This window comes from Streptomyces griseus (assembly GCF_900460065.1).
Taxonomy (GTDB): domain Bacteria; phylum Actinomycetota; class Actinomycetes; order Streptomycetales; family Streptomycetaceae; genus Streptomyces; species Streptomyces griseus.
The window spans coordinates 88,217-103,848 of sequence record NZ_UAVD01000057.1; the positions used below are offsets into that span (position 1 = coordinate 88,217).

The window sequence follows — 15,632 nt, forward strand, 5'->3', positions numbered from 1 at the left end:
ATCATTCTGGCCGTCCGGTGCCGCCCGGCGCAGCAACCGGGCGACACGTCACGACGGGGCGAACGTTGCCTGCTGCGGCACTAGCAGGTTCGTCGAGAGACCGCCGACGGTAGTGGCTACGCCGGGCTGTTGCCTGGTGGCGTCTGCGCCAGATGGACCAGTGCAGCAGCCTGGCTGCGGTCGCGGCTGGCGGGGCGAAGACCGCGGTGAGCAGATGGCGGATCTCGGGGACGGTCAGGGAGATCGGGTCGCCGTCCTGAGTCGGAAAGTACCGGCCAGCGGGTCGGCCGGGGCCGCGTCGGCGGCGACGGCGGTCAGGAAGGCCAGGGCGAGCATGGCGAGAGTGATGTGCCGGTGCCACGATGTCCAGTGCCTGACCTGATAGTGGTCGAGTCCGACCTGGCCCTTGGCGGCCTGGAAACACTCCTCGATGCTCCAGCGGACACCAGCGACGCGGACGAGTTCGGCCAGTGTCGCGGTGGTGGATGACCAGCACAGGTAGAAGGCGAGTTCGCCGGTGGTCCGGTTGCGGCGGATCAGCAGGTGGCGGTGACTTCCGGTGCCGATGTGGATCCAGGCCCAGTCGTAGTGACGGTAGCCTTTTCGCGCCTCTTCTGGCGCTGTGTCGTTGCCAGGCCGCGGCGGGCAGGCGCCCGGCGACGGTGTCCGCGCGGACTGTGGTGCGGCCGTGATTGATCCTCACCCGGGCCGAGCAGGCGACGGCCAGCACGTAGCCGGTGCCGCGTGCTTCCAGAACGGTCCGCAGGCGGGGGCCCTGGCCGTAGGCTTCGTCGCCGGTCACCCAGGAGTCGGCGATCCCGGCGTCCAGCGCGGCGGTGATCATCTCCCCGGCCAGGCGGGGCTTGGTCGCGAACTCCACCGTCTCGAGTATTCCTGCCTCACGGCGGCGCTCGGGATCGGTGCTCCAGGAATGCTCGGGCAGGTAGAGCCGACGGTCGATCAGGGCCCGGCCCCGGGTGGTGGCCAGGGAGAGGAACACGCCGACCTGGGCGTTCTCGATGCGTCCGGCGGTGCCCGTGTACTGCCTCTGCACTCCCGCCGAGGACCGGCCCTTCTTCAGGAAACCGGTCTCGTCGACGACGAGAACAGCATCGTCGGTGCCGAGGTGTTCGGCGGCGTAGGAACGCAGGTCGTCGCGGACCGCATCGGCGTCCCATCGGGCATACCTCAGCAGGCGCTGCAGGGGCCCGGGCCGCTTATGCCCCGCTCGTTCGGCCAGCTGCCAGCAGTTCTTCCGCTCGACGCCCGCCAGTAGCCCGACCAGGTAGGAACGGGCCGCCGCCCGGGACTCAACGCGCCCGAACCTGGCCGCGATCCGGGCCATGACCTGGTCGAACATCGCCCGCCACCGGTCAGGGTCTACGCTATGGCCTGCCGCCACCGCACGATCTTCGGCAGTGCACACAATCCCTGATCATCTCGTGGCGGCCGCCCGCGTCAGGCGCTGCCGTACTGGCCGTCGTCGCCTGGGCCATCGAGAGACTGCACACCGGAGTACTAATCCGCTTGCAGTACGAAGAACAGGAAGCACAGGAAGCGCGGCTCGGCCGCCATGGCCTCGGGGAACAGCTCGCGGGCGGCGGGATCAGGCTCCGGCTCGCTGATGACCGTTATTTGGAAACCGGCCCCGGTGAAAGCCTCGATCATCGCGTGCAGCGGCCTGTTCCAGCGACTCACCAGGGTGGTCTGGCCGCCCATGCTCCACTCTACGGTCCACTTGGTGGTGTCGAAGTAGTCGCACTCAGCCTCGCGACCGGCCTCACGGTGAATGAGGTTCACGGCAAAGGGATGGTCGACAGACGCGATCAGCCGACCGCCGGGCCTGAGTACGCGTCGCAGCTCGGCCAGCGCCAGCCCCCAGTCCTCCAGGTAGTGCAGCACCAGCGACGCCACTACATCGTCGAACGTGCCATCAGGGAAGAGAAGCGGGCTGCCCAGCTCCGCCACCTGCAGATCCGCCCCGTCGCCGAGCCGCCGCCGAGCCAGCCCCAGCATCCCGGCACTCGAGTCGAAACCACTCACCATGGCGCCACGGTCACGCAGTGCGGCAAACAAGGCCCCCGAGCCACAGCCCGCGTCGAGGATCCGCCGGCCAGCCACGTCTCCAGCGAGGGCCAGCATCGCGGGACGCTCGTAGTAGGCATTGACCAGGTTGGTTTCGTTCGCAGCCGTGTACGCCTCGGCGAAGCTGTTGTAGTCGTTGGTCTTCGACGGATCCACACTCACCGAGGACGGTGAAACCAACCTGGTGGAAAACGTGTGCTCTTGGTGCTCGCCTGAGGTCATGGTGCAGGAGACGTGTGCTGCAGTAGATCGGTTCCTGGCCCGACCATCAATATGCGTGCCCACAGAGCCCGCCTGCAACTGCGGCTCGAATCAACGAATTTCGGGCAGGTCCGGGCGCAGTCGACCCGCACGTGATCACGAAACCACACTGGAGTACTAAGTGCCCGGTCTGTTCCATAGTTCATCGCTCTGAGCTGCTCGGCTCGTGGGCGGATGACATCGTGGAATGATGCCGGGTCTTAGACGGAGTGCTGCCGCGGGGTCTTACGGAAGGGCGCTCCGCGGTAGTCGTTCCTCGCAGGCCATCGCCGTGAGGAACGGTGCACGACATTCATCACTGATGGTGTCGCAGCGTTGGGGTTCCTCCCACAGCCGCGCACAGTGCAGCTGTCACGGAAGGGCTGGGGGCTCTGGGCATCGTCGCGATACCCGCCCTGGATTTGCAGCTCAGCCTTCCCGGCGATGAGGCTCAGCCCGCCTCCACCACCCAGGGCCGCGCCTACGACGCGGCGTCCCCGGCTCCAGGCGCAGTTGCTCGGCCATATCGGCCTGCAACCACGGCGCCGAAACGGAACTGACGACCGCCCCGCCGTCCTCCCGCACCGTCGTGACCGCGATCTCGTCGTCGTACGCCGTCTCCAAGGGGGCCTCCGGCACGAACCGGTGGCGGGGCACGGCGCGCAGCGCGGCCTGAACACGGGAGGAGGGGCCCAGCCGCCTCGGATCACGCTCTCGGCCATCTGCTCCCGCAGGCGCACGGCCTCGACAGGCTCCCCGGTCACTGGCCCGTACCGGGCCGTGTTCGGGGCGTTGCCGCGGCGGGATCAACGGCGGTGGGATGCGTGTTGTCTGCGGGGCCTGATGCTGGACGGCCAGCGTAAATCGACCCAGGCGATGGTCGAGCGAGCAGCTGCCGGACGGGAACAGGCAGCAGCCTTGCAGCAGTCCGGTCATCGACGATGTGTCGATTCCCAAGTGCGGCCGGATCTCGGCCGGGGCCGCCCGCCAGTACTGCGGAGCCCTGGGGGCGCGGGTGAACTGCCAGGTCGCGGTCAGTGTCCATGCTGCGACCGATACGGCGTCCTGTCCGCTCGGCTGGCAGTTGGGCGTACCACCTGATTGTGAAGGAAAAGATTCACGCTCAGACAATCTTCCTGTACCTACTTTTTGCGCACCGTGGGCTGCGATCAAGGATTGCTTTCCTGTAACGGCCGTTGACCTGGGGTAATCGTGACTGTTCTATGTGGCAGGTTGATTGATTCTTTGAAGCATCTGTGGGGATTCTGTGAGAACGATGCGACACGGTCAAAGCGGTCATCATGGGGGGAAACGTCGGATCCTCACCTCGCTGACTGCATTGGCCCTCCTTGCTGGCACTCCGGCGCTCATAGCGGCGCCTACGGCGCGGGCAGCTGCACCTGAAGCGGCCTCAGTAGCAGGCTCGCCCCTGAACGCTTCGGCGCAGGCCGCTGAATCAGGGCAGCAGGTCGAGGTCGTTGAGGAGCGAACCGAGTACGAGACGACCTTTGCCAACCCGGACGGAGCGACGTTCACGCTGGAGAAGTCGATCGCTCCGGTCCGTGTGGAGAAGCCCGGCGGTGGTTGGCAGGAGCCGGACGCGACGTTGGTGAAGCGGGCCGACGGGTCGATCGGCCCGAAGGCTGCGACCGTTGACCTCACTTTCTCCTCTGGGGGCCAGGGAAAGGATCTTGTCACCATAGGTGAGGACAGGCAGACGATCTCCCTGGGATGGCCCGGAGCGTTGCCCGCTCCGAGGCTCGAAGGTGAACGCGCGGTCTACGAGAACGTGCTACCCGACGTGAATCTGATCATGACGGCCACTGTGGAGGGTTTCCGGCAGGTCCTGGAGGTTGAGACACCTGCGGCGGCGGCCAGTCCGGAGTTGCAGTCCATCGAGTACTCCATGGAAGTCGAGGGCCTGACGGTCCGTACGGGTGCTGTGGGCACCATGGAGGCCCTTGATGGCAACGGTCGGGTGGTCTTCCGGTCTCCTACGGCCCAGATGTGGAACTCCGCCGGTAGGAGCGCGGAAGAGGGCGTCAGCACTCAGTCCCTCGCCGGTCGGCCGCTATCTGCGTCGGGCACCCGCACAGCCTCTGCCTCTGCCGAATCTGTCCCGGTGGCTCCCGCCGCGGAGGGCGACCCGCTAGCGGGCCCTGGCGACGGTGACCAGGCAGCGGTGATGGATGTCGCTGTCTCCTCTGATTCGCTGACCGTTACCCCTGATGCGGGCCTGATCGAGCAGACCGCTCCGGCCGACTTCCCCGTGTACATCGACCCTGCGGTCAATGCGACCAAGTCCGAACGCACCGTGCTGTCTTCCGACGGCGATGTGTTCTACAACTTCTCCGGTGGCGACAACGGGATGAGTGTGGGCCGTTGCGGATCTGCTGTGATCGGCGGGACACGGTACTCCTGTACTACCGGTACGCCCTACACCAACCGGATGTACTACGAGTTCACTGCTGGCAATCTCAAGGGCAAGCACATCCTGGACGCCGAGTTCACGGTGACGGAGACATGGTCCTTCTCCTGTGACGCCCGTTGGGTGGACTTGGAGCGCACCGACGGCATCTCCGCGTCCACGAAGTGGCCGGGGCCGGGCGGCCCGAAGTCGGACAACTCCTGGGATCAGATGGGCGACCGCAATGTCTCCCATGGCCGCGGCAGCGCCTGCAGTCCCTCTCAGCCTCGCGCCCCCGTCACCTTCAGCGACTACGCCCCCGAGCCGGACGAGAATCTCACTCCGACGGTGAAGGACTTTGCCGCGGGCAAGTTTTCAACGCTCACGCTGATGCTGAAGGCCAAGGACGAGTCCGACCCCGTGGCATGGAAGCGGTTCGACGACGACGCGGTGCTGAGGGTCATCTACGTCGGCAAGCCCGCCGTTCCCACGGAGTACGGCTTGGAGACCGGAACGGGGCAGGTTTGCAGCAAGGATCCTGCCAAGCCGGCTGTCTGGTCCGACCCGACGCCGAACCTGGCAGCCACCCCGCAGACCGCCTCAGGCGGCGAGAGCGGTGCGATGCTCCGTGCCTACTTTGACATCGATGTGAAAAACACCGACGGCAACTGGTCAGACTCTCCCGAGCCTTCTACCGGTTCTCTCAAGCCCACCAGCGGCCATGTCGGTGACGGAGCGGACCAGAACAAGACCTGGGACGTCCCTCTTCTGGAGGGGAAGCAGTACCGGTACGCCGCGTACACCCGTTCCTACTACGACACCTCGTACGCAAAGTATCTCGGGAGCGGTGCATCCCCCTTCTGCTACTTCACCATCGACAGTGCGGCGCCCAAGCCGCCCTCGATCACCTTCAACTCTGTCTACAGCGCCTGCCTTCCGAGTTCTTGTGTACCCGGTGGCAAGCCCGGCACTGCGGGGCAGCTGAGCTTCGGCCCTGCGGCCGGAACGAGCGATGTGAATGTCGCTTACGCCTACAAGCTGAGCAGCGACGCTGCCTGGCGGCCCTGGAAGTCTGGCGCGACGGTCACCGAGAGCATCGTCCCTACCGACTCGGGCACGGTCGTTCTCAACGTGATGACCAAGGACGCTCTCAACCGCACAGGCGAGAACACGGTTCGCTTCCTGGTGGGTGAGGGCGGTGCCCCATTCGGCAAGTGGTCGTTCAACGAAACCTCCGGCGTCGGCTACGACCTTTCCGCCACAACCCCCGCTCTGCGTGACGATGTCACCCTGGTGGGAGCTTCCCGCACCTCGAACGGCCGTCGCGGGGTGGTAACCGAGAAGACCATCACCGATGGTGTCATGGGAGCGACCACGGCCACCGGTGAGGACAAGGGGCTGTCGCTGGCGAACTCCGCCTACGGTTCCACCCCCGGAAAGGTGCTGGAAACGCAACTGTCCTACACCGTGGCAGCCTGGGTCCGGCTGGACACCACCGGGCGCTATTTCACCGTTCTCGGCCAGGACGGAACGCACTACAGCCCCTTTTTCCTCGGCTACTGCGAGAACGTCAACCGCTGGTGCTTCCGACTGGCCGATGCCGATACGGCGGTGACATCGCTGGACAATCAGCGAGCCGACAGCAAACAGCCCGCCTCGGCCAAGGTCTGGACGCACCTGGCCGGCGTCGTCGACACCCAGAGCAAGAAGCTGCATCTTTACGTCAATGGTGTCCTGCAGAACTCCGATGACCTTACTACCGGCGCATGGCCGTCCTCCGGTCCGCTCCAGATCGGCCGGGTGAAGTACAAGGGCGGCTACGTCGACCACTTCGCCGGCGAGGTCGACGAAGTCACGGTGTGGCAGGAGGCAAAGACCGAGGGCGACATCGCCAGGGACGCCAACCCGGTGGACACCAACGGCAAGGCTTATGCCGAGCTCGTCGCCCACTACAACCCCGAGGCCGCTGCTTCGGGAGCCACCTCGCTCACCGATCTGAGCAAGTACGGCAACACGGTGACGTTGGACTCCGGAGCGTCGCTGGACGGTACGGGTCTCATCTTGAACGGCAGTTCCGGCTCGGCCACCGCGCCACGCCGCCCGGTGGACGACACCGGTTCGTTCACCGTCGCCACCGAGGTCGCCGTGACCACCTCAGCACTGGCCTCCAAGCCCAATGGCTACCGCGCCCAGATCATGGGGCAGCGCACAGCCACCGGCTCCTCGTGGGGACTCTGGCTCGAGAAGACCGGCACCATCAGCGAACCCGTCCTCGACGAGGACGAGAACCCCGTCCTGGACGAGGACGGGAACGCAGTTCCTCCCAAGATCGTTCCGGTCGGCCGCTGGCACTTCGGACGTCTGACCGCCGACGGCACCGGAACCTCTGTGGCCAGCGACGACCTGGCTGCACTGGAAACCCCCGTGGGCCTTGTCGGCACCTTCGACTCCAGGACAGGCCAGATCACGCTCTACGTCGGAAGCGAGATCCAGGGTGACCGGCTCGAATACACCGCCCAGGCCGGTACCGGTGAACTCTCGATCGGCAAGGGGTGGCTGAGCAGCGCGTGGAGCAACTTCCTGCCCGGCCGCATCACCGATATCCGCCTGTGGGCCGGTGCTGTCACCGACGAGACCCAGGTCACGCAAGTCGTCGGCTACTGACCCACTGACGAATGTTCCCCGGGCCCTACAGCCCGGGGAACACCCCCTCCACTGCTGCGGCCCCCACGCGCTTCCGGCTGCGGCTCTGCAGCTGGCAAGGCACGGGCTAGCCGGCTACCGCCGAGATGCGCCGAAGCAACTCTCTGCTCCGGCGGTCAACCATCGCGGTCTCGATTTTCATCATCTCTGTGCCGGCCGGCACAGGGCTATCTCCCGCCCTTTTCTTTCGGAGAGAGCATGTCCAAAAGTTCCCCACCACCGTCCCGCCACCGAGCCAGACGAAAAGCCCTGCTTGTCTCCCTCGCTGCAGTGCTGTCAATACCCACATCCCTGACCCCCCTCGCCTCGGCAGCCGAACGCCCCAGCCGTCCCGGCGTATCCGACGTGAAATCCACCACGGTCAAGAACACCACCACACCGGGCGCGGCCAAGGCCCGTGCCAAGGTGGCATCAGCAAAGAGGGACGACCAGCGCAGCTTCGACCGCGCCGAGGCCGAACGTGCCCGCGCCACATGGCCGAAGCCGGCGTCTGCCGCAACCGACCTGGACGCCACCGGCGCGAAACCGATCGGCCCGGTGACCGTCGACGCCGTCACCCCCGAGACATCCTCTCGCCAGGCCCGGCCGAGGGCAGGTGGCACCGCGAAGATCACAGTCCTGGACCAGAAGGCCGCGGACAAGGTCGGCATCACTGGTGTCCTGTTCACGGCCACCGCCGAGCAGCCCGGCACGGCCAAAGTCATGGTGGACTACTCCGGGTTCGCCTCAGCCATCGGTGGTGACTGGGCCGGGCGACTAGGACTCGTCCAGATGCCTGCATGTGTTTTGACCACCCCGGACAAGGACGAGTGCCGCACCACCACTTCGGTGGAGTCGGTCAACGATCCCCAGGCCCAGACGGTCACCGCCCGCACCACGATTGCCGCCGCCGACACCGCTAGTGCGCGTACCGTGCCCCACAAGGCCGAGGCCATCTCCGCCCCCACCGTCTTTGCTGTGACGGCTGCTGCTGCGACCTCCGCTTCTGGCCTGGGGGATTTCAAGGCGACCGCGCTTTCGGCCTCCTCCTCCTGGGAAGCCGGCGCCTCCTCGGGCGCCTTCTCCTGGTCCTACCCGCTGACCGTCCCCCCCACGGCCGCTGGCCCTGTCCCGTCGCTGGCTCTGTCGTACGACTCCGGCAGCATCGACGGCCGCACCGCGAACACCAACAACCAGAGCTCCCAGGTCGGTGAGGGGTTTGACCTGACCTCCTCCTACATCGAGCGCAAGTACGGCTCATGCGAGGACGACGGCCAGAGCGACAAGTTCGACCAGTGCTGGAAGTACGAGAACGCCTCCCTCGTCCTGAACGGCAAGGCCAGTGAACTAGTCAAGGACGACGGAACGGGCGTCTGGCGGCTGAAGAACGACGACGCCTCCCAGGTCACCCACGAGACCGGCGCCACCAACGGTGACGACGGCGACGACATCGTGGGCGGCAAGGGCGACGGCAAGGGCGAGTACTGGAAGGTCGTCACCGGTGACGGAACGGTCTACACCTTCGGCCTGAACAAGCTCCCCGGTGCAGGAACCGAGCGGACCAACTCCGTCTGGACCGCCCCCGTCTTCGGCGACGACTCCGGCGAACCCGGATACTCCTCCGGCACCGGCTTCTCCGGACGCGCCAAGACCCAGGCGTGGCGCTGGAACCTCGACCTCGTCACCGACGTCCACGGCAACGCCTCCACCTACTGGTACACGGCGGAAACGAACCACTACGCCAAGAACGGCGACAAGACCAAGCTCGCCGAGTACACCCGCGGCGGCTACATAAGCGAGATCCGCTACGGCCAGCGCGCCGACACTCTGTTCACCGGCCAGCCCTCCGGCAAGGTGACCTACACCTACAAGGAACGCTGCACCGCCAGTGACTGCTCCTCGCTGACCAAGGACACCGCGGACAACTGGCCCGACGTCCCCTTCGACACCATCTGCTCCGCTTCGGAGGCGGACTGCAAGGGCACAGCACCGGCATTCTTCACCCGCAAGCGGCTCACCGACATCGACACCTACTCGTGGTCGCGTGCCGCCGAACCGGACGCCTACGTCCCGGTCGACTCCTACACCCTCACCCAGAAGTTCTGGGACGGCCAGGACATCGACAACAGTTCCGACCAGAGCCTTGTCCTGACCAAGCTGGTCCGCACCGGCAAGACCGCCACCCCGGCCATCAGCGCGCCACCGGTGGAATTTACCTACCAGCAGCGCCCCAACCGCGTCGACGCCACCTTCGACGACATCCTGGCGCTGACGCGTCCGCGCATCGAGCACATCACCTCCGAGACCGGCGCGATCACCACCGTCGCGCTCTCCCCGACCGAGTGCGTGCGCGGCAGCAACATGCCGGCCGCCGAGGACGACAACAACAAATCCTGCTACCCGGTCTACTGGCCGATCAACGGCGGTGACCCCGCACTGGACTGGTTCCACAAGTACCGCGTCCTCGCTGTCACCACCAACGACCCGGCCACCGGCAACCCCGGCACCGAATCCCAGTACTCCTACGCGACACCCGGCTGGCACTACAACGATGACCCCTTCACCAAGGACAAGGAACGCACCTGGTCCTCGTGGCGCGGATACCAGAGGGTCACGACCACCAGCGGTGAAGTCGGCGGCACCCAGTCCAAGACCGTCAGCCTCTACATGCAAGGCATGCACGGCGACAAGAAGAAGGACGGCACCACCCGCACCGCCACCGTCCAAGGCATCGACCTGCCGTCGGCCGACATGCCCGACGCCACCGACACCGACTACTGGGCCGGCCAGCTCCGCCAGAAGATCACCTACAACGGCAGCACCCCGATCGCCTTCGACTTCAACAACCTGTGGGCCAAGCAGACCGCCAGCCAGCAGAAGTCGTATGCCCACGTCAAAGCGCACTACATCCGCAACGCCCGCACCTACAGCCGCACCTGGCTCACTGCGAGCAACAGCTGGCGCGTTACCGCAGTCTCGAACACGTTCGACGACACGTACGGCATGGTCACCAAGACCGAAAACCACGGCAACTGGTCGGCAAGCGGTGACGAGACCTGCACCCGTACCTGGTACGCCCGCAACACCGAGGTCGGTCTGACCAGCCTGGTCTCCCGGACCCGCACGGTCGCCAAGGCCTGCGCCGACACCGACGACAAACTCACCCTGCCCACCCTCGCGGAAGGCAAGGACAAGCGCGGCGACGTCCTGTCCGACACCGCCGTCGTCTACGACACCGCCGGCTCCACCGTCACCGGCTGGACCCCGGGTCAGAAGCCCACGCTGGGTCTGCCCACCTGGTCCGGACGAGTCCAGGCGTACCCGGCCGCCAACGGTACAGCCGACCGTAACCCCGCCGTTTCCGGCGGCTGGCAGACCGTAGCCACCACCGAGTACGACACCGCCACCGCCAAGCTCGGCCGCCCGCTCAAGGTGACCGACGCCAAGGGCCGCACCACCACGACCGCCTACTACCCGGCCGCGGCCGGCCCGCTGGCCACCCTGGTGGTCACCAAGCCGAAGTTGGCCTCCAACAACCAGGCCCACCAGTCCAGCACCTACCACGACCCCTCCCGCGGTACCGTCAACTACAGCCTCGACGCCAACCTCAAGCGCACCGAGAACACCTACGACGCGCTCGGCCGAATCACCGCAACCTGGATGCCCAACCGCTCCAAATCCGGCGGTGACAGCCCCAGCGCCAAGTACGCCTACGGCCTGGAGCGCGACAAGGCCCCCTGGACATCGGTGGCCACCCTCAAAGCAGACGGCACCAGTTACAAGACCGTCTACGCGCTCCTCGACTCGATGCTGCGCCCGGTCCAGACCCAGGGCCCCTCGCCGAACGGCGGCCGCATCCTCACCGACACCCGCTACGACTCCCGAGGCCTCGCCGACGAGACGTACGCCGACGTCTACGACAAGGACAACGCCCCCTCGAGCACCTACGCCAAGGTGCCCTACGGCAGCGGCTCCCAGACCCTGACCGACCACGACGGCGCCGGCCGCGCCACCAATTCCACGTTCATGGTCAACGGCGTCAAGAAGTGGGACACCACCACCACGTACACCGGCGACTCCACCGCCACCACGGCCCCGGCCGGAGGCAACGCCAGCCGCACCATCACCGACGTCCTGGGCCGGCTCAAGGAGACCCGCACCTACGCCGGCCCCCAACCGGACGACACCCAGTACGGCGCCACCCTCGGCACCCCGCACACCCGTGTCGCCCACACCTACACCCGGGACGGCAAGCAGGAAACGATCACCGGGATCGACGATACCCAGTGGTCTTACACCTACGATCTCTTCGGCCGCCAGCGCACAGCCACTGACCCCGACAAGGGCAAAGCGACCACCGCTTACACCACTCTCGACCAGATCGACTCCACCACCGACTCCGAGAACAGGGTCCTCCTCTACGAGTACGACGAGCTCGGCCGCAAGACGAAGCAGTGGCAGACCAGCCGCACCGACGCCAACCTTCAAGCCGAGTGGACCTTCGACAACATCACCGAAGCCAAGGGTCTCCCGGTCGCCTCAACCCGCTACGAAGGAGGCAAGGGCCAGAGCGGCAGCAAGGCCTACACCAAGCAGATCACCGCCTACGACGCCCTGAACCGCGCCACCGCCGCTACGGTGATCTTGCCGCCCAGTGACCCCCTGGTCACCTCTGGCGCGGTCACGGCAAACAGCACCACAGAGGTCGCCTACCGTTTGGACGGCACCCTCAGGAGCCTCAAATCGGCTGCCGGCGGCGGGCTGGCGGCCGAGACCGTCACCGCCGACTACAACGCTGACAACGGCCTGATCACCGGTCTATCCGGCACCTCCGGGTATCTACTGGGAGCCAGCTACACCTCTCTTGGCCAGGTCGCCCAGCTCCAGCTCGGCACCTCCACCGCCGCCGGAACCAAGCGGGTCTTCCAGACCAACACCTACGAGGCCGGCACCGGACGCCTGCTCACCGCAGCAACCGACGACCAGACCCGAGGCCCCGTCCAGGACCTCAACTACACCTATGACCAGGCGGGCAACGTCACCGCCATCGCCGACCAGGCCGACATCGGCACAGGCACCGACAACCAGTGCTTCACCTACGACGGCAACAACCGCCTCGCCGATGCCTGGACACCCAAGACCTCCGACTGCGCCGCGACAGGCCGCACCACCGCCAACCTCGGCGGCCCAGCCCCCTACTGGACCTCCTACACCTACACCAAGGCAGGGCAACGCCAGACCGAGAAGCAGAACACCGGCACCCCGGTCACCCGCACCTACTGCTACAACGACCCAGACCACCCCCACGGCCTGACCGCCACCACCACCAGCCCCACCTGCACAGGCGCCGCCGCCCAGTACACCTACGACAAGACCGGCAACACCACCACCCGCGTCGAGAAAGCCGGCTCAACCACAACCCAGTCCCTCGAGTGGAACGCCGAAGGCAAGCCGGTCAAGCTCACCGAAGGCAACACCACCACCGACTACGTCTACGACGCCGACGGCGAGCTCCTCATCCGCCGCGACAACGCATCCTCTGGAGAAACCGTCCTCTACCTCGGCGACACCGAGGTACACCTCAAGTCCGGCAAGAAGTGGGCCAACCGCTACTACAGCGCGGCCGGATCCACCATCGCCATCCGCTCCAACCAGACCGGCACCGAGAAGCTCAGCTTCCTCGCCGCCGACCACCACAGTACGAGCTCAATCGCCATCACCTCAGACACCACACAAACCGTTACCAAGCGCTACACCACTCCCTTCGGCTCCACCCGAGGCAATACCACCGGCACCTGGCCAGACGACAAGTCCTTCCTCGGAAAGACCGACGACAAGACCACCGGCCTCACTCACATCGGCGCCCGCGAATACGACCCCACCATCGGGCAATTCATCAGCGTCGACCCCCTCCTTGAAACGACTAAACACCAGACGCTCAACGGCTACAGCTACGCGGCAAACAGCCCCGTCACCTACTCCGATCCCACAGGCACCTGCCTCGACCCAGGCAACGGACACTGCCAACCGGGCAGCGGCGGCGGGAACAACTCCGATCCCGCCTTCCCTCCGATCACGAGCGGTCCAAGCGGGGGCGGTGGCGGCGGTGGCGGTGGCGGTGGCGGTGGCGGTGGCGGCGGAACCGCTAGCAACACGGATTCAGGGACCGGATCGACAAGCCCAGCAAATGCTGGCCAGGGTGACGCAGGGGGATCCCAAGGTTTCGCTCCAAACGGACTCAGTATCGCCGTAGAAGTACTTGCGGGCTTGCTGAGGAACATCGCCTATAGCCTTGAGCTGGTCTATACATCTGTCAATACCAGCTGCTGGGGCGACAATCAGGTCGCAGGCGGATGTGATATAGGGGCTCAGTACGACGCTTGGGCGGCGCAGCAAGGTATCAATATTGATGGCGACTCATACCTAGTCCCCGGCGCGCTCGCCGCGATGTTTTTGCACAAGCCGGGAAGAGGGGGAAAGGGGAAGGTCGGCTACGGAACGACAGACCTGGGTCAGTCGGTCCGCTTGCAACGGCTCATCGACAAGAACAGGGGAATGACGAACTACGCGGCCGCCCGATTGGATGACGGCGACGTGATTGTCGGAAAGTCGAAAAAGCACGTGCACGCGGAAGAGCACTTGTTTCAGCAGGCCGGGAAGAGGAAAATAGTCGAACTATATTCCGAGCGGGAGCCTTGCTCGAATAAGTGTGAGGACCTGGTCAAGGATATTCCGTTCGTCTCGTGGAGTTTCAAGTGGAACCACCCGGACCGAATCAAGCAGGATGCGATACGCGATAAGGCTAATGCCGATTTGAAGGATGCGGTAAGATCACTCTTCAACTCACCCTGAGGTGAAATAGTGTGGCGTCCGCACCTCTGCGGGCGCCACACGCTTACCCCACTACAGAAAGAATGATAATGAGTAACGAAAGTATCGACGAGGAATCCCCTCAGTTCTCGATGACGCAGCTGCACTTTCGCGAATCCGTGGAGGATCCTCGTGTGCCAAAGTATTTCGATGTTCCAGATGAGGCGATTGGGTCGGTGTATCAAGCCCTAGATTTCCTGGAGCCTGTTACGATTGGGGCGCATGGGGAATTTGTCAAATTCGGCAGCACTGGATTGTTCGGAAGTATCCTATGGGATCCCCGCACCGGGCACGTGGTGCAATCCGGTAAAAGCCTGGAACATGTGGTGCTGGTCAATACCAACCTCGAGCGATTCTCCCTGTGCGTCCGCGGCCTCATCGAGCGATACCCATTTGATGCAGACGAAGGTGGCGATAGTTGGGATGCCGCTGCGCAAGACGTGGAGGATTTTCTACGCCACACCGATCCGGAGGCATATGCAACCGAAGGGAATTTGTGGTACGAACTCAAATGGGATATTATAAATGGAGATTTCAGTTAAGGAATGTCCCATCTGGTGGCGCTGATCGCGCACCCAGCGCACGTTGACCACGGCACGACGAAGCTGGTGACCCCTCCGCCGATTTGACCAAACATGTACGGGGCAAGGGCCGTTGCCCTGTTCCGAGCAGGAGCCGGGAACCAGTCGCTGTCCCGGCCCCCTTCGGAACAGGGCCAGCCACCGGCACCAGGTGCCGATCGCATCACATGCTGCTGATCACCTCGTTCGCGTCGAGCCCCTTCTGACCGAAGAAGGCTTAAGGAGCAGGCCCCAGACCATCGAGGCCCGGGGCCCGCTCTCGTGTCGCACACGGTTACAGGTCGAACTCGAGGTGCTCGATGTCCGTGAACCGGACCTCGTCCAGGGAGCCGGCGCGGCGGCCGCCGTCCTGGAAGTGGACCTCCTTGAGCGCTTCGGCCGCGATCTCCTGGAGCCGGTCGTCGGACGCACCCTGCTCCTGGGCGTCGAAGAGGCGGGCGGCGTGGACCGGGGGCAGGGCCACGGTGAGGTGGCGGATGCAGTCCTGGTCGGTGGAGCCGATCGGGGCGGTGTAGCCCAGGCGGGCACGGGTGTCGATGATGATGCCACGCGTCCAGCGAGATCCGGTCGAGGCTTCTTGATCTGGTCCTTCACATACCGCTCCGCGGTGCGCTGGGAGACCCGCAGCATCTGCGCGACCGGCTTGGTGCCGCCGAGCTGCTTCACCATGTACCGCATCTGCGCACCCGCGCTTTTCGGCGCGGGGCGGGTGAACGCCTTCTGCACCGCCTCGTCCAGGCCGTCTCCGATCAGGCTCATCGTCTTCT

General features: G+C 65.4%; 6 protein-coding genes and 2 pseudogenes. 4 read left to right on the forward strand and 4 right to left on the reverse strand.

Annotation, left to right across the window (positions count from 1 at the left end):
• Position 1 precedes the first annotated feature (1 nt).
• From DTB53_RS35725 to DTB53_RS38085, 3 genes are all read right to left on the reverse strand, one after another.
• Positions 2 to 1,360 carry an IS701 family transposase gene (locus DTB53_RS35725; RefSeq protein WP_425580622.1) on the reverse strand — a complete coding sequence of 453 codons (1,359 nt, stop codon included), beginning with the start codon at positions 1,358 to 1,360 and terminating at the stop codon, positions 2 to 4.
• Positions 1,361 to 1,518: 158 nt separating this feature from the next.
• The gene (locus tag DTB53_RS35730; protein ID WP_012382373.1) at positions 1,519 to 2,307 is read right to left on the reverse strand and encodes a class I SAM-dependent methyltransferase; all 789 of its coding nucleotides are present in this window, start codon (positions 2,305 to 2,307) and stop codon (positions 1,519 to 1,521) included.
• Positions 2,308 to 2,754: 447 nt separating this feature from the next.
• A complete protein-coding gene (locus DTB53_RS38085; protein WP_308017958.1) occupies positions 2,755 to 2,982 on the reverse strand; it encodes a hypothetical protein in 228 nt (75 codons plus the stop codon).
• A 123-nt stretch (positions 2,983 to 3,105) separates the two neighbouring features.
• Here DTB53_RS38085 and DTB53_RS35740 point away from each other — a divergent pair.
• From DTB53_RS35740 to DTB53_RS35755, 4 genes and pseudogenes are all read left to right on the forward strand, one after another.
• A pseudogene (locus DTB53_RS35740) lies at positions 3,106 to 3,469 on the forward strand (transposase); the annotation flags it as partial.
• Between the two features lie 195 nt (positions 3,470 to 3,664).
• Complete coding sequence (locus tag DTB53_RS35745; RefSeq protein WP_042497902.1) at positions 3,665 to 7,396, forward strand: laminin G domain-containing protein; 3,732 nt, start codon at positions 3,665 to 3,667, stop codon at positions 7,394 to 7,396.
• A 384-nt stretch (positions 7,397 to 7,780) separates the two neighbouring features.
• Positions 7,781 to 14,266, forward strand: a complete 6,486-nt coding sequence (locus DTB53_RS35750; protein ID WP_236586265.1) for an RHS repeat-associated core domain-containing protein — start codon at positions 7,781 to 7,783, stop codon at positions 14,264 to 14,266.
• A gap of 68 nt (positions 14,267 to 14,334) precedes the next feature.
• Complete coding sequence (locus tag DTB53_RS35755) at positions 14,335 to 14,826, forward strand: SUKH-4 family immunity protein (RefSeq protein WP_075025183.1); 492 nt, start codon at positions 14,335 to 14,337, stop codon at positions 14,824 to 14,826.
• A gap of 313 nt (positions 14,827 to 15,139) precedes the next feature.
• On the opposite strand, the pseudogene tpg reads toward DTB53_RS35755, so the two are convergent.
• Positions 15,140 to 15,624 (reverse strand): annotated as a pseudogene (gene tpg, locus DTB53_RS35760) (telomere-protecting terminal protein Tpg).
• Positions 15,625 to 15,632: the final 8 nt, after the last annotated feature.

Bases quoted from the DNA above. Each gene is read 5' to 3' on its own strand.
- DTB53_RS35725 (WP_425580622.1), bottom strand. From the start codon at position 1,360: ATGTTCGACCAGGTCATGGCCCGGATCGCGGCCAGGTTCGGGCGCGTT.
- DTB53_RS35730 (WP_012382373.1), bottom strand. From the start codon at position 2,307: ATGACCTCAGGCGAGCACCAAGAGCACACGTTTTCCACCAGGTTGGTT.
- DTB53_RS35755 (WP_075025183.1), top strand. From the start codon at position 14,335: ATGAGTAACGAAAGTATCGACGAGGAATCCCCTCAGTTCTCGATGACG.